18 protein-coding genes are annotated in these 19,506 nt (G+C 54.5%); 6 read left to right on the top strand and 12 right to left on the bottom strand.

The window, feature by feature from the left end:
- The first annotated feature begins 112 nt into the window (after positions 1 to 112).
- Positions 113 to 862: a hypothetical protein gene (locus DUD43_RS10065; RefSeq protein ID WP_153230179.1), complete on the top strand. Its 750-nt coding sequence runs from the start codon at positions 113 to 115 to the stop codon at positions 860 to 862.
- Between the two features lie 140 nt (positions 863 to 1,002).
- On the opposite strand, the gene DUD43_RS10060 is transcribed toward DUD43_RS10065, so the two are convergent.
- The 6 genes from DUD43_RS10060 to proC form a co-directional block, all read right to left on the bottom strand.
- A complete protein-coding gene (locus tag DUD43_RS10060; protein ID WP_153230178.1) occupies positions 1,003 to 1,704 on the bottom strand; it encodes an ABC transporter ATP-binding protein in 702 nt (233 codons plus the stop codon).
- Positions 1,705 to 2,469: a high-affinity branched-chain amino acid ABC transporter ATP-binding protein LivG gene (gene livG / locus DUD43_RS10055; protein ID WP_035271558.1), complete on the bottom strand. Its 765-nt coding sequence runs from the start codon at positions 2,467 to 2,469 to the stop codon at positions 1,705 to 1,707.
- Positions 2,466 to 3,689 (bottom strand): high-affinity branched-chain amino acid ABC transporter permease LivM, encoded by a 1,224-nt coding sequence (livM, locus tag DUD43_RS10050; RefSeq protein ID WP_153230177.1) that lies wholly within the window; start codon positions 3,687 to 3,689, stop codon positions 2,466 to 2,468. Before livM ends, livG begins: the two co-directional genes overlap by 4 nt.
- Complete coding sequence (livH, locus tag DUD43_RS10045) at positions 3,689 to 4,618, bottom strand: high-affinity branched-chain amino acid ABC transporter permease LivH (RefSeq protein ID WP_026482578.1); 930 nt, start codon at positions 4,616 to 4,618, stop codon at positions 3,689 to 3,691. The genes livM and livH overlap by 1 nt, the downstream gene beginning before the upstream one ends.
- Before the next feature lie 104 nt (positions 4,619 to 4,722).
- Positions 4,723 to 5,844, bottom strand: a complete 1,122-nt coding sequence (locus tag DUD43_RS10040; protein ID WP_153230176.1) for a high-affinity branched-chain amino acid ABC transporter substrate-binding protein — start codon at positions 5,842 to 5,844, stop codon at positions 4,723 to 4,725.
- A 336-nt stretch (positions 5,845 to 6,180) separates the two neighbouring features.
- Positions 6,181 to 7,032, bottom strand: a complete 852-nt coding sequence (gene proC, locus DUD43_RS10035) for a pyrroline-5-carboxylate reductase (protein WP_153230175.1) — start codon at positions 7,030 to 7,032, stop codon at positions 6,181 to 6,183.
- Positions 7,033 to 7,198: 166 nt separating this feature from the next.
- On the opposite strand from proC, the gene ugpB reads away from it, so the two are divergent.
- The 4 genes from ugpB to DUD43_RS10015 all read left to right on the top strand — a co-directional run bounded on the left by ugpB (position 7,199) and on the right by DUD43_RS10015 (position 11,541).
- On the top strand, positions 7,199 to 8,506 hold the full coding sequence (gene ugpB, locus DUD43_RS10030; protein WP_153230174.1) for a sn-glycerol-3-phosphate ABC transporter substrate-binding protein UgpB: 1,308 nt from the start codon (positions 7,199 to 7,201) through the stop codon (positions 8,504 to 8,506).
- A gap of 180 nt (positions 8,507 to 8,686) precedes the next feature.
- Entirely contained in the window at positions 8,687 to 9,571 is an 885-nt protein-coding gene (gene ugpA, locus DUD43_RS10025) for a sn-glycerol-3-phosphate ABC transporter permease UgpA (RefSeq protein ID WP_042480610.1), read from the top strand.
- Between the two features lie 21 nt (positions 9,572 to 9,592).
- Positions 9,593 to 10,435 (top strand): sn-glycerol-3-phosphate ABC transporter permease UgpE, encoded by an 843-nt coding sequence (gene ugpE, locus DUD43_RS10020; RefSeq protein WP_042480607.1) that lies wholly within the window; start codon positions 9,593 to 9,595, stop codon positions 10,433 to 10,435.
- 20 nt (positions 10,436 to 10,455) lie between these two features.
- Positions 10,456 to 11,541 (top strand): sn-glycerol-3-phosphate import ATP-binding protein UgpC, encoded by a 1,086-nt coding sequence (locus DUD43_RS10015; protein WP_153230173.1) that lies wholly within the window; start codon positions 10,456 to 10,458, stop codon positions 11,539 to 11,541.
- Between the two features lie 112 nt (positions 11,542 to 11,653).
- Here the strand turns inward: DUD43_RS10015 and DUD43_RS10010 are convergent, their stop codons facing one another.
- The 6 genes from DUD43_RS10010 to DUD43_RS09985 form a co-directional block, all read right to left on the bottom strand.
- Entirely contained in the window at positions 11,654 to 12,778 is a 1,125-nt protein-coding gene (locus DUD43_RS10010) for a branched-chain amino acid ABC transporter substrate-binding protein (RefSeq protein WP_153230172.1), read from the bottom strand.
- Positions 12,779 to 12,934: 156 nt separating this feature from the next.
- Entirely contained in the window at positions 12,935 to 13,432 is a 498-nt protein-coding gene (locus DUD43_RS10005) for a Dps family protein (protein WP_153231594.1), read from the bottom strand.
- Between the two features lie 344 nt (positions 13,433 to 13,776).
- On the bottom strand, positions 13,777 to 14,742 hold the full coding sequence (locus DUD43_RS10000) for a LysR substrate-binding domain-containing protein (protein ID WP_042480603.1): 966 nt from the start codon (positions 14,740 to 14,742) through the stop codon (positions 13,777 to 13,779).
- Positions 14,743 to 14,779: 37 nt separating this feature from the next.
- Positions 14,780 to 16,861, bottom strand: a complete 2,082-nt coding sequence (gene recG / locus DUD43_RS09995) for an ATP-dependent DNA helicase RecG (RefSeq protein WP_153230171.1) — start codon at positions 16,859 to 16,861, stop codon at positions 14,780 to 14,782.
- Between the two features lie 12 nt (positions 16,862 to 16,873).
- Positions 16,874 to 17,260, bottom strand: coding sequence for a Rid family detoxifying hydrolase (locus tag DUD43_RS09990; RefSeq protein ID WP_026482586.1), 387 nt, complete (start codon positions 17,258 to 17,260; stop codon positions 16,874 to 16,876).
- 73 nt (positions 17,261 to 17,333) lie between these two features.
- Positions 17,334 to 18,110: a ferredoxin--NADP reductase gene (locus tag DUD43_RS09985; protein WP_153230170.1), complete on the bottom strand. Its 777-nt coding sequence runs from the start codon at positions 18,108 to 18,110 to the stop codon at positions 17,334 to 17,336.
- Between the two features lie 308 nt (positions 18,111 to 18,418).
- On the opposite strand from DUD43_RS09985, the gene DUD43_RS09980 reads away from it, so the two are divergent.
- Positions 18,419 to 19,462 (top strand): Fe(3+) ABC transporter substrate-binding protein, encoded by a 1,044-nt coding sequence (locus DUD43_RS09980; protein WP_153230169.1) that lies wholly within the window; start codon positions 18,419 to 18,421, stop codon positions 19,460 to 19,462.
- Positions 19,463 to 19,506: the final 44 nt, after the last annotated feature.

Below are 19,506 nucleotides of genomic sequence, written 5' to 3'. Positions count from 1 at the left end.
CCTATAAGGTGGTTTTTATAGGAGGCGGCTTTATTTTTTATTATTGGATATTTTGAAATTGCAATCATGTGCTCTATGTGGATCTGCCGCTATTTTAAGAAATAGCCATTTCATGCCTCAAAGCGTATATAGGAGTTATCGTGGTTTATTGGCTCCTGGGACTGCTTTGAGGATGATTCAGGATAGTCGCATTTTTAATCTTGGAAAAGAAATTAGTCAGTATTTGCTGTGTGATGACTGTGAGGGATTGTTTAGCAAAAATGGAGAGGATTATTTTGCTAAAAATATGTTGCCATCTAAGCAAAATCCAATTCCAGAATTTCTAAATATTTTGAAGATTTGTTTAATTCCAAACTGGAATAACATGTTTTCATACTCCCCTCATTACGGTCTGACATCCCTTGGATTAAGCGGAGTACTGGTTCCTGTTAATTCAAAGGCAATATTCTATTTCGCCATTAGTATTTTCTGGCGAGGTGGTATATCTGGTTGGAAGGGCTATTCTACGATTGAGTATGATGAAGGACTTATGGATAAGATGAGATCTTTTTTATTGGGTGAGGGGTCTCTTTCTGGTTATTTTTTAAGGGTAGTACCTTCATTTTGGCGAGAGAAATATGGTTTTGTTCTCCCCTGTATTTTTAAAGGTAATCCATTTTTTAGTATTGGAATGTGTGATTTTTATCTAGAGAAAGACTTGCGGAACGCATTTTTTTCTTTGGCTGAGGCTCCGGTTCTTTATATGGCTGATACCAGACGCTCTGAGGACGCTTATAGATGTATGTCTCATGTGATTTCTAATACTGATAGGGCAAAAAATCTTCAAAATAGTGGGGTTCTTGCCACTTGGTCTAAAAGCTGAAATTAACTTTTTTAATGATTGACGCTGGATTTTTAATTTCAGTTTTAAAATATGCCTAAAACTAAAATGCATATAAAAAAGCCTGGCCTTCGAGTGAAGGAACCAGGCTTATTGACTACCTATTGCTTTGTGGTTGCTTGCTAAGCCCCCAAATAGGCCTTCCGAATATCCGGATTCGCCAGCAGATTGGCGCCGGTATCCTGCATCACTACTTTCCCGGTTTCCAGCACATAACCACGGTCTGCAACTTGCAGGGCCTTGTTGGCGTTCTGCTCGACCAGGAACACCGTTACGCCTTCATCGCGAATGGTGCGGATGATGTCGAAAATCTGCGCAATGATCAGCGGAGCCAATCCCAGCGTAGGTTCGTCCAGCAGCAGCAAGGAAGGTTTGCTCATCAGCGCACGGCCGATGGCCAGCATTTGCTGCTCTCCACCCGACATGGTTCCTGCACGTTGCGCAGCGCGTTCTTTCAGGCGGGGGAACAGTTTGTAGACGTGCTCCTCCCCTTCTTCGATCTCGCTGCGATTCAGAAAGAAACCGCCCATCTTCAGGTTTTCCGACACGGTCAGGTCTGGAAAGACGCGACGGCCTTCGGGAGAGATGGCGATGCCTTTGCGCATGATGCGGTGCGTGTCGGCGTTGGTGATGTCCTCGCCCATGAAGCTGATGCTGCCCGAGCTGGCTCGGGGCGAGCCGCATACGGTCATGAGCAAGGTAGTTTTGCCAGCGCCGTTCGCGCCAATCAGGGTGACGATTTCGCCCTGATTCACGTCCACGCTAACTTGATCCAGCGCCTGAATAGCGCCGTAATGGGTAGATACGGAGTCCAGCTTCAGCACTTATTCTTCCCCCAGATAGGCTTTGATGACGCGCGGATCATTGCGCACTTCTTCAGGCAGGCCGGTGGCAATGGGTTTGCCATATTCCATTACCAGGATCCGGTCTGATACGCCCATAACCAGGCTCATATCGTGCTCGATCAGCAGGACGGCGACGCCAAATTCGCGGCGCAGTTGGTCGATCAGCGCTTGAAGGTCGCGTTTCTCTTGGGGATTCAGGCCCGCTGCAGGCTCGTCCAGCATCAGCAAGCGAGGCTGGGTGATCATGCAACGTGCAATTTCCAGGCGGCGCTGGTGGCCGTAGGCCAGGTTGCCCGCTTCACGGTTGGCCATATCGGTCAGACCCATGAAGTCCAGCCAAGTGACTGCGCGTTCTTTGGCCTCTTTTTCAGATTGCTTGTAGCGCGACAGGTTCAGCAGGCCGGACAGAAAGCCGGCCTTGAGCTGGCTGTGCTGGGCGACCAACAGATTTTCCAGCACGGTCAGTTTCTTGAACAGGCGCACGTTCTGGAAGGTACGCACCAGGCCTTTTTGAGCCACTTTGTGGCTGGACAGGCCGTGAATGGGCTGGTCTTCCAGGGTGACGGAACCGGACGTGGGCTTGTAAAAACCGCCTACACAGTTAAATACCGTGGTTTTACCGGCGCCATTGGGGCCAATGATGGCAAAGACTTCATCTTTAGCCACATCGAAGCTGACGGAATCCACCGCCAGCAAACCACCAAAACGCATCGACAGATCGGATACTCGGAGTAATGGGCTCATGTACGCAACTCCACATGAGGACGTTGCACAGGCAGCAAGCCCTGTGGACGCCAAACCATCATGGCCACCATGACCAGACCAAAAATCAACATCCGATACTCCGCGAACTCTCGGGCCAATTCAGGGACTACTGTCAGCACAATGGCCGCCAGAATGACGCCGATTTGTGAACCCATACCACCCAGCACCACGATGGCCAGGATCAAGGCGGATTCAATAAAGGTGAAGGACTCTGGGTTAACCAGACCCTGACGGGCGGCAAAGAAAGCACCACCAAAACCGGCAAACATGGCGCCCATGGTAAAGGCGGACAGCTTGATGGTGGTGGGGTTCAGGCCCAGCGAACGGCAGGCAATCTCGTCCTCGCGCAGGGCTTCCCAGGCACGCCCAATGGGCATGCGCACCACGCGGCTGGAGACCAGCAAGGTGATCAGCGCCAAGGCCAGGGCCATCAAGTACAGGTACACCACCACGTCCTGGTTGCTGAAGGTCCAGCCCATCAGGTCGTGGAAGGTAGTCTCCCCTTCTGCTGCACGGCGTGCCATGGGGAAACCGAATACGGTTGGCTTGGGAATGCCGGAAATACCGTCCGGGCCGCCGGTCAGGTCATACATATTGATGAGCAAGAGGCGAATGATTTCACCAAAACCCAGGGTGACGATGGCCAGATAGTCGCCGCGCAAGCGCAGCACAGGGAAACCCAGCAGGAAGCCAAACAGGGCTGCCATACCACCGGCCAGCGGCAGCGCTTCCCAGAAGCCCCAGCCTGCGTAGTGATAGAGCAAGGCGTAGGTGTAGGCACCCACGGCGTAAAAGCCCACAAAACCCAGGTCCAGCAGGCCGGCAAAGCCCACCACAATGTTCAGCCCCAGACCCAGCATGATGTAGATCAGCACCAGAGTGGCGATGTCCACCTGGGCACGACCACCAAAAAAGGGCCAGACCACGGCACAAGCGATCACGATGTACAGCAGGATCTTCTTGTGCTGCATGCTCAGTTTGGGCAAGGTCCAGCGGCTTTCGCGCACCTTGGTGCGATTGACGTTAGGACGGATCAGCTGAACCACAAAGACCAGTGCCATACCGATCAAGATGATCTGCCAATCGCTTTCCAGATGGGTGTTCATCCCGGCGCGCACAATTTGCAGGCCAAAGACGGGGGCCACAATAATGCCTGCCAGGACAGCGGCGATAAATGCATTGCTAAAGCGGTTCATCATTAGACTTTCTCCACCTCGGGTTTACCCAGCAGGCCCGTTGGGCGGAACAGCAGGATAAAGACCAACAGTAAAAAGGCCACGATGTCCTTGTACTGCGACGAAATAAAGGCAGCAGCAAAGGTTTCTGCCAGACCCAGCAGGACACCGCCCAGCATGGCGCCCGGGATACTGCCAATACCGCCCAGCACGGCGGCTGTAAAGGCCTTGATACCGGCGATAAAGCCAATGAAGGGATTCAGTTTGCCAATGGCGGTGGCAATCAACACACCACCCACAGCCGCCAGCATGGCGCCGATGACAAAGGTGAAGGAGATGATTTTATTGGTGTCGATACCCAGCAGGTTGGCCATGCGCAAGTCTTGTGAACATGCACGCGAGGCGCGACCCAGACGCGAGTATTTGATGTAGAGGCTGAGCATGATCATCAGCACCACGGTCACGACAATGATCATGACGCGTGAGTAAGGCGCAGTGACGGTAAAGCCGTCTGAGCCCAGGCTGAACTGGAAAGAACCCGACAGCAGTGTGGGCACGGCCATATCGCGTGCACCTTGGCCCAGGGCAACCCAGTTCTGCAAGAAAATGGACATACCAATGGCCGAGATCAGCGGGACCAGCCTAGGGCTGCCACGCAGCGGCGCATAGGCGACTTTTTCAATCGCATAGCCGTATACCGCGGTTACCAGGATGGCAACCAGCAACATGATAAGAATGATCAGCCAGATGGGCAGACCCGAACCTACGCCAATCGCAGTCAGGGTTACCAGCCCGACATAGGCGCCGATCATGTAGATCTCGCCGTGGGCAAAGTTAATCATTCCGATAATGCCATAGACCATTGTGTAGCCGATGGCGATCAGTGCATAAATAGCGCCCAAGGATAATCCATTGAACAGCTGCTGCACGATCTGAGGGAGTAAATCAGACATGCTTGTTTTTTTCCGTTGAGTCCGTCGTTTTGTTCTGAGGCTTTGTGGGCATCCAAAAGCAATGCCCCCGTTCTTCGTAAAGAGCGGGGGCACATAATCCAGTCTTATTTCTCAACTAGATCAAAGTTACCTTCTTTATCCCACTTGAAAACGGCAAATTCGAAATGCTTCAAATCACCCTTGGCGTCGTATTCTACCTTGCCAATGGCGGTATTGAACGCATTTGCGTGCATGTAGTCGGCTCCCTTGGCCGAATCTTCCCCTACAGCGTTGATCGTATCGGCAATAATCTGCACCGCCGCGTAGGCCGGGAAGGTAAAGGCACCGTTAGGATTGCGCTTGTATTTGCTGAAGTTTTCCATCACCTCTTTGTTGGCCGGCATCTTGGTGAAGTCGGTTGGCAAAGTCACCAGCAAGCCTTCCACAGCTGGGCCGGCAATGGCTACCAGATCGCGGTTGGCCACGCCTTCCGGACCCATGAAGGTGTTGGTCATGCCTTGCTCGCGAGCCTGACGCAGCAGCAGGCCCAGCTCGGCATGGTAACCACCGAAATAGATCAGATCGGGGTTCACGCCCTTCAGTTTGGTGATCACGGCGGAGTAATCGCTGTCACCGACGTTGATACCCTCGTACATGACAATGTTCATGTTCTTTTTCTTGAGCGCATCACGCACTTGCGTGGCGACACCGGAGCCGTAAGTCTGCTTGTCGTGCAGGACGGCAATGCTCTTGGGTTTCAGAACATCAGCAATGTAGTCGGCCGCGAATGGGCCTTGCTGGTCGTCACGACCAATGGTGCGGAAAAAGTAATGAGGCTTGATGGTGTCGGTGACCAGGGGCGAGGTTGCACCGGGAGTAATCGCCACAATGCCTTCCTGCTCGTAAATGTTCACGGCAGGCACCGTGGTACCCGAGCACGCGTGGGCTACGGCGAATTTTGCGCCGGAGTTGACCACACGGTTGGCGGCAGGCACGGCCTGTTTCGGTTCGCACGCATCGTCAATCAGGACGGCTTCCAGCTTTTTGCCTTTGACACCCCCTGCTGCGTTAATCGCGTCAATTGCGGTCAATGCACCGGCCTGGATTTGGTCACCGTATTGGGTGGAGGGACCAGTCATGGGTTGAGGGATACCAATTTTGATGGTGTCCGCCGCATAGGCAGTGCCCATGGCCAGTACGGTGGCCAAGGCGGTCAGAGCGGGGGTAAAGCGTCGAGTAAAGGTCATAGCAGCTGTCTCCCGAGGCCGGGGGTTCCCGGCATTGCTTTTTAGAAAGTGCTTATTCTGGGGTCTGGATAGGCATTGTTATGCTCCAGGGGAACCCATTTTGGGGGAGCCGCCTAAAACTTGTCACTTCGTATAAGCCCTAGCGCCCTGCTTATTTATTTTGAAAATAATAAGGCATTGTTAACAGGGTGTTTCCAAAACCCGCCCGCATACTAAAAGCCTTATTTATAAAAGAAAAGGGGAACTCCCAAGGGAGCCCCCCCTACTCTGTTTATTTACTGCTTTTTTATTGCGTTATATCAATTTTTCACGATGCTATAGGGAGTAATCCGGGGATCAGGAAAACTCTTTGGCCAGCTCTCCGGCACGCACTTTGGCGGCATTGACCGCTTTTTGAACCAGAGGGGTAAAGCCGCCTTCGTTAAAGACGTTCAGGGCGGCTGCCGTGGTGCCACCTTTGGAGGTGACGCGTTCGCGCAAGACCGAGGGCTCTTCTGGCGACAAGGTGGCCAGTTGGGTGGCGCCGTGCAAGGTAGCCAGGGACAGCTGGCGGGCCTGTTCAGGGGACAAACCTTGCTCGATACCGGCTTTGATCAAAGCTTCGATGAACAAAAACACGTAAGCTGGACCACTGCCCGATACTGCCGTGACGGCATCAATGGCGGCATCGTCTTCAACCCAGACTACTTCCCCAACGGACTTCAACAATTGCTGCGCAATGGCCTTATCGCTTTCATCCACCTGCTCCAGGGCCATCAGGCCGGTAATGCCACAGCCAATAAAGGCCGGGGTATTGGGCATGCAGCGAATCACGCGCTGGTACGGTTGGCCGGGTTCACCCAGCCATTGGGCCAGAGCCGTTGCCGGAATACCGGCGGCCACGCTGATCACCAGGGTGTCTTCTTGCAGATAGGGTTTGCAGGCCAGCACGGTTTCTTTCATGACCTGGGGCTTGACGGCAAAAACCCAGATACGTTGCTTGGCCAGGGCCGGGCCGGGTTCATGGGTGGTTTGTACACCCTGCTGGGCCCAGGATTCCAAAGCTGGCGGGTAAATATCAATGGCTAAAACATCCGAGCCGCCGCAGCGCTTCCCGATCAAACCAGCGGCCAAGGCACTGGCCATATTGCCCGCGCCAATAAACGCCAGCTTAAAAGAGGTATCGTGTGGATTCATCATCGCTCCCATTAAAAATCTGTCCTCTGACACGTTTCGTTAGCGTTTGAGGGTAATTAGTCATTGCTTATATAACGCTGTCATGGATACATTCACGAGAGTGTCATAAACAAGTCATAAGCTTGAGTTTTAAAACCTGCTACACCTTAGCGGCACCTTTTATACAGGAGAAAGCCTGATGCGAACAAAACTATTTGCTCTGTCTCTAGCCGGTCTGATTGCTTCTATCGGCACTGCGCAAGCGGCCACAGAAATTCAGTTCTGGCACTCAATGGAAGGAGCCTTGGGCGAACGGGTTAATGCATTAGTCAAAGACTTTAACGCATCTCAGTCGGACTACCAGGTTAAAGCCTCGTATAAAGGCAACTATGGCGAGTCCATGAACGCTGGTGTTGCCGCTTTCCGTGCCGGTAATGCCCCCGATATTCTGCAAGTGTTTGAGGTGGGTACCGCCACCATGATGGCCGCCAAGGGCGCTATTCAGCCTGTGCAGGAAATGTCGGAAAAAGTGGGCAAGCCCATCAACCCGAACGACTTCCTGGGGGCTGTGGCCGGTTACTACTCTTCCAACGAAGGCAAGCTGATTTCCATGCCTTTTAACAGCTCCACCCCGGTGCTGTACTACAACAAGGACGCCTTCAAGAAAGCCGGTCTGGATGCCGAGAAGCCACCCAAGACCTGGCAGGAACTGCATGAAGCGGCCAAGAAACTGCGTGAGTCCGGCCAAGAGTGTGGCTACACATCGTCCTGGCCCTCCTGGATTCTGCTGGAGAACTTTGCGGCCTGGCACAACATCCCCTTTGCCAGCGAGAACAACGGCTTTGGCGGCCCCAGCGCCCGCCTGCAACTGGATAACCCGCTGTTCCTGAAGCACATGGCCTTCCTGGCGGATATGTCCAAGGACGGCTCCTTCTCCTACGGTGGTCGTGGTGATACGGCCAATGCCCTGTTTACCAGCGGCAAGTGCGGCATGTTTACCGGCTCCAGCGGTAACCGCGCCAACATCATCAAAACCGGCGAATTTGAATTTGGCACCAGCAGTCTGCCCTACTACAGCGATGTACAAGGCGCGCCGCAGAACTCCATTATTGGTGGCGCTTCCCTGTGGGTCTTTGCCAAGAAGTCGGATGATGTCTACAAAGGCGTGACTGAATTCTTCCACTTCATCTCCAGCCCTGAGCAAGCGGCGGCCTGGCACCAGGACACGGGTTATGTGCCTGTGACCAAAGCGGGCTTTGAAAAGACCAAGGACTCCGATTTTTACGCTAAGAACGTGGGCGCAGACGTTGCCGTCAAACAGCTGGACGCCAGCACTACCGAGAACTCGCGCGGTATTCGTCTGGGTTCCTTGCCGCAGATTCGTGACATCGAAGACGGTGTGATGGAGCAGATTTTTGCGGGCAAAGTCACCCCTGAAGAAGGTTTGAAAGCCATGCAAAGCCGTGGCAACGAACTGTTGGAGCGCTTTGAAAAGAGCGTGAAGTAAGCCCGACCCGCCTTGTGCGGGTGGTTTACAATCTAGCGTATGAGCGCGCTGATGACGTCCTGTCCTGACTCCAGGCCAGCAAGCTGTCACCCTGTCGTCCAAGCCGCTCATACGCTTTTCGTTTCACTAGAAGTCTGTCCACCCTGATGGTGGCGCTCCCTTCCCATTGCGCGCAAACCTATGGAAAAACGTGTCGTCTTTCGTCATAAGACACTGCCCTATTTGCTACTTGCTCCGCAGCTAGCCATTACCCTGATCTTTTTTTTCCTGCCTGCCGGTCAAGCGCTGTGGCAGGCTTTTCATTTGGAAGATCCCTTTGGCCTGTCTTCGCAGTTTGTAGGCCTGGACAATTTTGCCGAGCTGTTCAGCAGCTCGGAATATATGGCCTCGTTCAAGACGACGGCAGTATTTTCGCTTGCCGTATCGGTACTGGGCCTGGTGGTGGCGCTGGTCCTGGCCGTGATGGCGAACCGGGTGATACGGGGTGCCCTGCTGTACCGCAGCTTGCTGATCTGGCCATATGCCGTTGCAACGGCGGTAGCCGGGGTGCTGTGGTTGTTCCTGTTTTCCCCTTCCGTGGGGATTGTGGCCGTGTTCCTGCTGGAGCATGGCATTCAGTGGAATCCACGCTTGAATGGCAATGACGCCATGTTGCTGGTGGTGATCGCTTCGGTCTGGAAGCAGATCTCCTACAATTTCCTGTTTTTCCTGGCCGGCCTGCAAGCCATTCCGCGCTCCTTGATTGAAGCCGCGGCCATGGATGGAGCCGGTCCCATGCGCCGTTTCTGGGGCATTGTGTTTCCTTTGCTGGCCCCGACGACCTTCTTCCTGCTGGTCGTGAACATTATCTATGCCTTCTTTGACACCTTCGCCATTATTGACGTGGTCAGTCAGGGCGGGCCGGGCGAAGCCACCTCGATTCTGGTTTACCGTGTCTACAACACGGGTTTCCGTGGCCTGGATATTGGTTCTTCAGCCGCCCAGTCTGTGGTGCTGATGGCAGTGGTTGTGGCGCTGACCGTGATTCAGTTCCGCTATATTGATCGCAAAGTGACGTACAGCTGATGCGCAGCAAGGAACAAAGTCATGGTTGAACGACGCCCTATTCTTGATTTTTTCACGCATCTGACCCTGATTCTGGGTGTGATCGTGATCGCCCTGCCCCTGTACATCACTTTTGTGGCTTCCACCCAGACCAGTGCAGAAGTGGCCCGTGCGCCCATGTCGCTGTGGCCGGGTTCGCATATGGTGGAGAACTACATTACTGCCTTGCAGGGTACGGCTACCAACTCCCCGCCCGTGGGACGCATGTTGCTGGTCAGCATGGTGATGGCGCTGGGTATCGCAGTTGGCAAGATCATTATTTCCATGCTCTCGGCCTTTGCCGTGGTGTATTTCCGCTTCCCTTTCCGCATGCTGTTTTTCTGGATGATTTTCATCACCCTGATGCTGCCGGTGGAAGTGCGCATCATGCCCACGTACAAGGTCGTGGCAGACCTGCAGTTGCTCGATAGCTATGGGGGCCTGATCCTGCCCTTGATCGCCTCTGCAACCGCTACCTTTCTGTTTCGCCAGTTCTTTCTGACGGTGCCCGATGAATTGATCGAGGCTGCCCGTATTGATGGTGCTGGCCCTATGCGATTTTTTAAGGACGTTTTGCTGCCCTTGTCCAAGACCAGCATTGCCGCTCTGTTTGTGATTCAGTTTATCTACGGCTGGAACCAGTATTTGTGGCCGCTGATCATTACCACCAAAGAGGATATGTACCCGATTGTGGTCGGTATCCGACGCATGATTTCCGGTGGTGACAGCGTGACCGAGTGGAACGTGGTGATGGCAACGGCTCTTTTGGCCATGATCCCGCCTGCCCTGGTGGTGATGCTGATGCAAAAGTGGTTCGTCAAAGGTCTCATCGACTCTGAAAAGTAATTCTCTACAGGCTTTATTGAATGGCTAGCTTACGATTTGAAGGCGTCAAGAAAACCTACCCGAACGGGACGGTCGTTATTCACGGCATTGATGTGGACGTGAAGGACGGCGAGTTCGTGGTGATTGTGGGCCCCTCTGGATGCGGTAAATCGACCTTGATGCGTATGGTGGCGGGTCTGGAGTCCGTCACGGCGGGTCAGGTGCTGATTGACGGCAAAGTCGTCAATGATCTGGAACCGGCGGAACGCGATATTGCCATGGTGTTCCAGAACTATGCGCTCTACCCCCATATGTCGGTCTTTGACAATATGGCGTATGGCTTGAAGATCCGTAAGCTCTCCAAGGATGAAATCAAACAGCGCGTTAATGCCGCTGCGGCGATTCTGGAACTGGGCTCCTTGCTGGAGCGCCGTCCAGGGCAACTGTCGGGTGGTCAGCGTCAGCGTGTGGCCATGGGTCGTGCCATTGTGCGTGAACCCAAGGTGTTCTTGTTTGACGAGCCCCTGTCCAATCTGGATGCCAAGCTGCGGGTGCAGATGCGTCTGGAAATTCAGAAGCTGCATCGCCGCCTGAAGACGACCAGCTTGTACGTAACCCACGATCAGATCGAAGCCATGACCTTGGCCGAGCGCATGATTGTGATGAATCAGGGCATGCCCGAGCAGATTGGTACACCGGCCGAGGTGTTCGAGAAGCCTGCCTCTGTTTTTGTGGCCACGTTCATCGGATCACCGCCCATGAACCTGCTGCCAGTGCAGGTGGATGAGCAAGGCCAGATCAAGCAGGACAATGGTCAACCTGTGCAGTTTGGCCCGGAGATGGTGCCTGCGGCGGTGCGTGGTCGTAAGGTGTTCCTGGGCATACGACCAGAGCACATCAAGCTGCATGTGCCCGGTGTGACCACGCAAGTGGAGATGGTGGAGATTCTGGGCTCTGAGCAGTTGCTGCATCTGGGTTGTGGCGATTACCGCATTATCGTGCGCTGCCCGATTGAGCAGACCCGCGAATACCCAATTCAAATTGGTGAGGCCATCCAGATCGGTTACATGCCGCCCCACCCTTTGCATTGGTTTGACCGCGATACGGGCTTGCGTATCGAGGCCTGAGCAACGGGCCTGATTGATAGGCCTGATTAATGGGCCTACAGCAAAGAGGTCCAAAACGATGTGCAATAAAAAACCGGCCCGAAGGCCGGTTTTTTTTAGCAAGAATCAGGGATTACTTGCCGTAGACGGTCTTGGAACCGTCAGCGTGCCAGCTGAAGACGTCAAATTTGAAGTCGTTCAGGTCGCCCTGCTTGTTCCAGCTGATTTGACCGATTGGCGTTTTCACGCTGTTGGCGTGCAGGTAGTCGGCCACTTTGACTGGATCGTCAGCGCCAGCGCCCTTGATGCCTTCGGCAATCGCGATGGTAGCGGCGTAAGCGGACAGTTGGAACGCACCGCTAGGATCGCGCTTCTTGTCTTTGAACGCCTGGACGATGGCCTGGTTGTCCGGATCTTGCGAGAAGTCCGCAGGCAAGGTCAGCAGCATGCCTTCAACGGCTTTGCCGGCAATCGCGTTAATGTCAGGGTTACCCACGCCTTCTGGACCCATGAAGTGGACTTTCACGCCTTGCTCAGCGGCTTGACGCAGCAGCAGGCCCATTTCAGGGTGGTAGCCACCAAAGTACACGAAGTCCACGCCGGTGGATTTCAGCTTGGTGATGACGGCGGAATAATCGCTGTCGCCCGCGTTAATGCCTTCAAACAGGGCAACTTCGGTACCGGCTTTTTGCAGTTCGGAGCGAACCGAAGCGGCAATACCTTGGCCATAGGACTGTTTGTCGTGCAGGACGGCAACTTTCGTAGGCTTGATCTGTTCCAGAATGAATTTTGCAGCGGCTGGGCCTTGCTGATCGTCGCGACCAATGGTGCGCAGGATCATTTCGTAGCCTTTGCCGTCGGTAACAGCAGGTGCTGTTGCCGATGGAGTTACCATCAACACGCCTTCGTTGTTGTAGATATCAGTGGCCGCGATGGTAGCGCCCGAACAAACGTGACCGACAACATAGTGGATCTTGTCATTCACGATACGGTTGGCTGCGACGGGACCTTGCTTGGGTTCGCAGGCATCGTCAACAGTGACCAGTTCGAGCTGTTTGCCCAGAACGCCACCGGCAGCGTTGATCTGTTCGATAGCTGTATCGACGCCTTGCTTGACCATATCGCCATATTGGGTGACCGAGCCTGTGAAAGGACCCGCCAGCGCGATACGGATGTTGTCAGCGTGAGCAGCACCGGACAAGAGCAGACCCGTTGCCAGGCTCATGGCCGCTGCAACAGGAGTGAAACGAATTTTCATAGAAAACACCTCCGTGAATATGCAGGAAAGCATACACCGATAACAGGGCTTTATGCCTGCCTTGCGCCTGAATTCAGGGTTTTCTATAGGAGGAATAGGAAAGGCCACCGCTTGGTGGCCTTTTTTTATCGCTATTTGATGGCGATAAGACGGAAATTACTGCAGCAGGCTGCGCAGCATCCATGCATTTTTCTCGTGCACGTCCAGACGCTGGGTCAACAAGTCAGCGGTAGGCTGGTCGTCGGCCGAGTCGGCACGATCAAAAGCGGCGCGTGCGGTACGAGCCAGGGCTTCGTTACCCTTGACCAGCAGTTCGATCATGGTGGTGGCGTTAGGCACGGAAGCAGGCTGGGTGATGGAGGACAGCTTCTGGAATTCGGCGTAGGTGCCAGGGGCGTAGTGACCCAGGGCGCGGATACGCTCAGCGATGTCATCCAGGGCTTGCCACAGTTCGGTGTACTGCGTCATGAACAGCTCATGCAGTGTCTTGAACATGGGGCCGGTGACGTTCCAGTGGAAGTTGTGCGTCATCAGGTACACGGTGTAGGAGTCGGCCAGTACCTTGGACAGCTCTTTCACCACAGCAGCACGGTCTGCCGTCGAAATACCGATATCAATCTTCAGTGCGCTGCTGGCGGCGCTGGCAGGTGCAATGGGCTTGGTCGCGGCAGGCTTGCGAGCAGCGGCTGGTTTGGCAGCAGGCTTCGCAGCGGGTTTAGCGGCTGCCTTGGCGGGCGCTTTGGCTGCGGTGGCAGGCTTTTTGGCGACGGCCTTTTTAGCGGTCACTTTTTTGGCGGGGGCCTTGGCGGCTGCCGGTTTAGGTTCAGCCTTTACATCGGCTGCAACTGCGACCTTGGTATCAGTGTTTGGGGCTTCTTCGGCCTTGCTGACCTTGGCGGTTTTACTCACTGCTTTCACGGCTTTTGCCATAGTGGACTCCTGTTGAACAGAGGGCTAAATAGGTACTGAAGCAGAATAACACGCAGTAGGTGTGCGACTTACGCTAGTTCAGGATACGGGAAATTGCTGTTGTATTCGACTTTTAAGTAGTTGACCCCAGCTAACCCACTTTCCATGATCCCACGGGTCAAGGCATCAATGGCCGAGATACGTGGAAAACTTTTGCGCCAGACCAAGGCAATGCGACGATCTGGAATGGGTTTCTTGAAGGGGACATAGGCCAGCAGTTCATTGGCCTGACCGGGGGCTGTCAGGGAGCTGGCTGGCAGGACAGTCAGACCGATGCCGGTGGCCACCATATGACGGATGGTTTCCAGCGAAGAGCCTTCAAAGGTGCGCTGTATGCCTTCGCTGGACGCGGAAAAGCGCGACAGTTCCGGGCATACATCCAGCACCTGATCGCGGAAACAATGACCGGCGCCAAGCAGCAGCATGGTCTGATCTTTCAACTGTTCAGGATCGATTTCCTTGCGCTTGGCCCAGGCATGTTCATGGGGCATAGCCACCACAAAAGGCTCGTCGTACAGCTCGCGGATGACCAGGCCGGTTTCGGGCAAAGGCAGGGCCACAATGGCGCAATCAATCTCACCCTGGCGCAGCAGTTCCAGCAGACGCACGGTAAAGTTTTCTTGCAATAAAAGTGGCATTTGCGGGGTCAGCTCGATCTGTTTGGGAACGAGCTTGGGCAGCAGGTACGGTGCCACCGTGTAAATAATGCCGACACGCAAGGGGCCTGCCAAAGGATCGTGACCCTGGCGGGCAATCTCGCGCAGGTTGGCACCCTCTTCCAGCACTTTCTGTGCCTGGGTGACAATGCGCAGCCCAATGGGGGTAATAGCCACTTCGGGCCCGCCACGCTCGAAGATGACCACGCCCAATTCGTCTTCCAACTTCTTGATGGCCACCGACAGGGTCGGTTGGCTAACAAAGCAGGCTTCGGCAGCACGGCCAAAATGACGCTCGCGTGCTACGGCAACGATGTACTTCAGCTCGGTCAATGTCATGACAATTCCTTGTGCAAAACAGCATTAAGACCTTGGGTTAACTACGGAGTAATTCTTCCCGGCCCTTCATCCAGCGCTGTAAATGGTGGTGAGCGTGGTCTGGATAATCACGGCGAAAGGTGCTGGCCAATGTTTGGGCCTGCTCGATCAAATCCTCATCGGACTCCAGGCTGGCAAAACGCAAGCCTGCCTGTCCGGATTGGCGCATGCCCATGAATTCACCCGGCCCGCGTTGTTCCAGATCGCGGCGGGCAATTTCAAAACCATCGGTGGTTTCATACATGGCGCGCAAACGTAGCCGGGCGATGGCTGACAGCGGTGCCTGATAAAGCAGCACACAGACAGACTGAATCTGTCCTCGCCCTACCCGGCCACGCAACTGGTGAAGCTGGGCCAGACCAAAGCGCTCGGCATGTTCAATAATCATTAAAGAAGCGTTGGGCACGTCTACACCAACTTCAATCACGGTGGTCGCAACCAGCACGTCTAGATTACCGCTGCGAAAAGCCTCCATGACCTCCGCTTTTTCCGTGGAGGACAGACGGCCGTGAATCAGGCCTACCCGCAAAGGGGCCAAGGCTTGTTCCAGAGCGGCATGGGTATCCACGGCGGTTTGTAGTTGCAGCGCTTCGCTTTCTTCGACCAAGGGGCAGACCCAGTAGGCCTGACGACCTTGAGCGACTTCGGCTCGAACGCGCGCCATGATTTCATCCCGGCGATTGTCAGCAGCCAGTTTGGTAATGATGGGACTGCGGCCCGGCGGCAGTTCGTCAATAGCGGAGACATCCAGATCCGCAAAGAAAGCCATGGCCAAAGTGCGCGGGATGGGCGTGGCACTCATATTGAGCTGATGCGGCAAGTAGGCCTGACCTTTCTTGTCCTGCGCATCCCCTTTGCGGTTCAGTTCCAGACGTTGACCAACACCAAAGCGGTGTTGTTCATCCAGAATCACCAAACCCAATTGCTGGAACTGCACATTGTCCTGAATCAGGGCCTGAGTGCCGATGGCCAGTCTGGCTTGGCCGGAGCTGATGGCTTCATAAGCCAGACGTTTAGCTTTGACGCCCAAACTGCCGCTTAGCCAGGCCAGCTCTACGCCCAAAGGCTCCAGCCAGGCGCGCATTTTCAGATAGTGCTGCTCGGCCAGAATTTCAGTAGGTGCCATCAGGGCCACTTGAAAACCGCTGGCAATTGCTTGCACGGCGGCAATGGCCGACACAATGGTTTTGCCGCTGCCCACATCTCCCTGCAACAGCCGGTGCATGGGATACGAGCGCTTCATGTCCGCGCTGATTTCCTTGACGCAGCGTTTCTGAGCTGCCGTTAACTTGAAGGGTAAAGAGGCCAGCAAGGCTTTGGCCAGATCACTATTGCCCTCACGCATGGGCTTGGCGCGTTGAGCCTGACGGGCGGCGCGAGCTTGGGCCAAGGACAATTGTTGAGCCAGCAATTCATCAAACTTGATGCGGCTCCAGGCCGGATGGCCGTGTTCAAACAAATCGTCGTAGCTGAGCTCAGGCGGCGGGTAATGCAAGAGCCGGATAGCCTCGTTAAAAGGCATCAGACCATATTCGGTACGCACTTCTTCAGGTAGGGTGTCGCGCAGGTCCGCATTGTTGAGCGCATCCGCAATGGCTTTGCGCAGTTGTACCTGGCTCAAGCCATCGGTAGTGGGATAAACAGGGGTCAAGGCGCGGGCCAGGGGCTGGCCGGCTTTGGTGACTTTGGGATGCACCATTTCCAGGCCATGAAAGCCCTGGCGCACTTCGCCGCGCACTCGCAGCGGCAAATCCCCCTGCAACTGCTTGAGCTGGCTGGGGTAAAAGTGCAGCCAGCGCAAGGCCAGCTCGCCACTTTCATCGGCAATACGTGCATGCAACTGCGCACGGGGACGAGCCTGGACATCCGTACTGAGGATTTGTCCTTCAATTTGCGCCATCTTGCCGGGGTAAAGATGGGCGATGGGCTCGACCTGAGTCTCGTCCTCGTAGCGCAAAGGAAGATGGACCACGAAGTCGGCAGGCTCTCGTAGGCCGAGCTTTTCAAACTTCTGGTCCAGACTGAGCGCTTTGCGTGGCGCAGCCCGTTTGGCCTGAGGCGCAGGCCGACCTGCGGTCATGGCAATACGTCTTTAGAAATTGAGGATGGCCTCGACCTCGAACTGAGCGCCTTTGGGCAAGCTGGCCACACCGATGGTGGAGCGTGCGGGGAAAGGCTGGGGAATCAGTTCGGCCATGATGGCATTGGCGCTGGCAAAGCGGGACAGATCTGTCAAAAACAAAGTCAGTTTGACGATGTCGCTGAGATTGGCGCCAGCTTCTTTGACCACAGCTTCCAGATTGGCAAATGCCTGACGTACCTGACCTTCAAAATTTTCAGATACCAGTTCGCCAGTGGCAGGCTCCAGACCGATTTGGCCAGACAGAAATACTGTCTTGCCGCCCGAAGCGATAATGGCCTGAGAGTATGGGCCTACAGCTGCCGGAGCGGCATCGGTGAAGACAACTTGCTTAGTCATAAGAAACCTCTGATGAGTGTTGTACTATCAGAGTTTAAGCGCCTATAGCTAAAATTAACAGATCTTGGCGTGATTATTTTTCCACGAAGGCGCGTTCAATCACGTAGTCACCGGGCTGACCTACACCGGGCGACACTTCAAAACCGCGCTTATCGAGCATGGCGCTGATATCGGCCAGCATGGCGGGGCTGCCGCAAAGCATGGCGCGATCCTGAGCCGGGTCCAGTTGAGGAATGCCCAGGTCTTCGCACAACTTGCCAGTCTCGATCAGGTCGGTAATGCGGCCGGTATTGCGGAACTCTTCGCGGGTGACGGTGGGGTAATACAGCAGTTTTTCGCGTACCACTTCACCAAAGTATTCGTTGGCTGGCAGTTCGTTCTGGATGAAATCCGAGTACGCCAGTTCGCTGACGAAACGCACGCCGTGAACCAGTACCACCTTTTCAAAACGCTCGTAGGTGTCGGGGTCCTTGATGATGCTCATGAAAGGAGCCAGGCCGGTGCCGGTGCCAAACAGGAACAGATTGCGGCCTGCGCGCAGATCGTCAATGACCAGCGTGCCAACGGGTTTGCGGCTGACCAGAATGGTGTCGCCCTCTTTCAGGTGTTGCAGGCGCGAGGTCAATGGACCGTCCTGTACCTTGATGCTGAGAAATTCCAGGTTTTCTTCGTAGTTGGCGCTGGCGATACTGTAAGCGCGCATCAGCGGCTTGCCATCGACTTCCAGACCGATCATTACAAAGTGCCCATTATGAAAACGCAGGGCGGCGTCGCGGGTGGTGGTAAATGAGAACAGAGTGTCATTCCAGTGGTGGACGCTGAGCACTTGTTCGGTATTGAAAGCTGCCATGGTAGTTGTCGTCTAAAGGGGCAACATTGCCCGGATCAGTAAGCAAATATTTGCCCATTGTACCGAGTTCCCAAGGTAAATCCATGCTCATTCATCAATACGATTTGATCGCAATCAGGACTAACCATTAAGTTTTGGAAGCCGCGATTTTCCTGTTTTGAAAGGGATTTCACCGTGAAAGATGAGGATTGAAGCGCCTGGCCGCTAATTAGCGCTTGCCTAGTTTCTGCATACGTTTGATAATCATTCACATTTGCTGGCTTCCAGTCGGTTTTTACGCTATTTCTGCCTGTTTTGGAGTGTTGATAATGCGCTTTACTCTTCGTAGCCGTGCCCTGACCCAAGCTTTGCTTCTGTCCGCAATGGGCACTATGTCGGTGGCGGCTTTTGCCTCTGGCGAGGTCAACCTCTACACCACTCGCGAACCTGGTCTGATCACTCCTCTGCTGGAAACCTTCAGCAAGGACACGGGCGTGAAGGTCAATACCGTGTTTGTGAAAGACGGCCTGATCGAGCGCGTGAAGACCGAAGGCGACAAGTCCCCTGCCGACATTCTGATGACAGTGGACATTGGCAATTTGCTGGATCTGGTTGAAGCCGGTATTACCCAGCCCGTTGAGTCCGCGACCCTGGACGGTGCCATTCCTGCCAATCTGCGTGGTGCAGACAAGCAGTGGTATTCCCTGTCCCTGCGTGATCGTGTGGCCTATATTGCCAAGGACGTGGATGTGAAAAGCATTCACTACGAAGATTTCGCTGATCCCAAATGGAAAGGCAAGGTGTGTATCCGTTCCGGCCAGCACCCTTACAACACGGCTTTGGTCGCCGCCATGATTGCCCATAACGGCGCAGAAGCGACCGAACAATGGTTGCGTGGCGTGAAAGACAATCTGGGCCGCAAGGCAGCCGGCGGTGATCGCGATGTAGCCCGCGACATTCTGGGCGGTATTTGTGATGTAGGTATCGCCAACGCCTACTACGTGGGCCGCATGAAGAACTCCGAACCCGGTAGCGATGCCTACAAATGGGGTGAAGCCATCAATGTAGTGCGTCCTACCTTTGCCGACACCAAGGGCGGTGGCACACACGTGAATATCTCCGGTGCCGCTGTAGCCAAGCACTCCCCTAATAAAGACAACGCCGTCAAACTGCTGGAGTATCTGGTTTCCGAGAAAGCCCAGAGCCTGTACGCCAAGGCCAACTACGAATACCCCGTACGTGCCGGTGTTGAGCTGGACCCTGTGGTTGCCAGCTTCGGCCCCATGACGATTGATCCCTTGCCACTGACTGAAATCGCCAAACATCGCAAGCAAGCCAGCGAGTTGGTAGATAAAGTTGGCTTCGACAACTAAAATCGCCCTACTCTTTTTCTACGACCGCCAGCTTTGAGAAATCA

It is taken from the genome of Alcaligenes faecalis, assembly GCF_009497775.1.
GTDB lineage: Bacteria > Pseudomonadota > Gammaproteobacteria > Burkholderiales > Burkholderiaceae_B > Alcaligenes > Alcaligenes faecalis_D.
The sequence above is the reverse complement of the archived record's forward strand: the minus strand, read 5'-3'. Positions and strand labels throughout refer to the sequence as shown.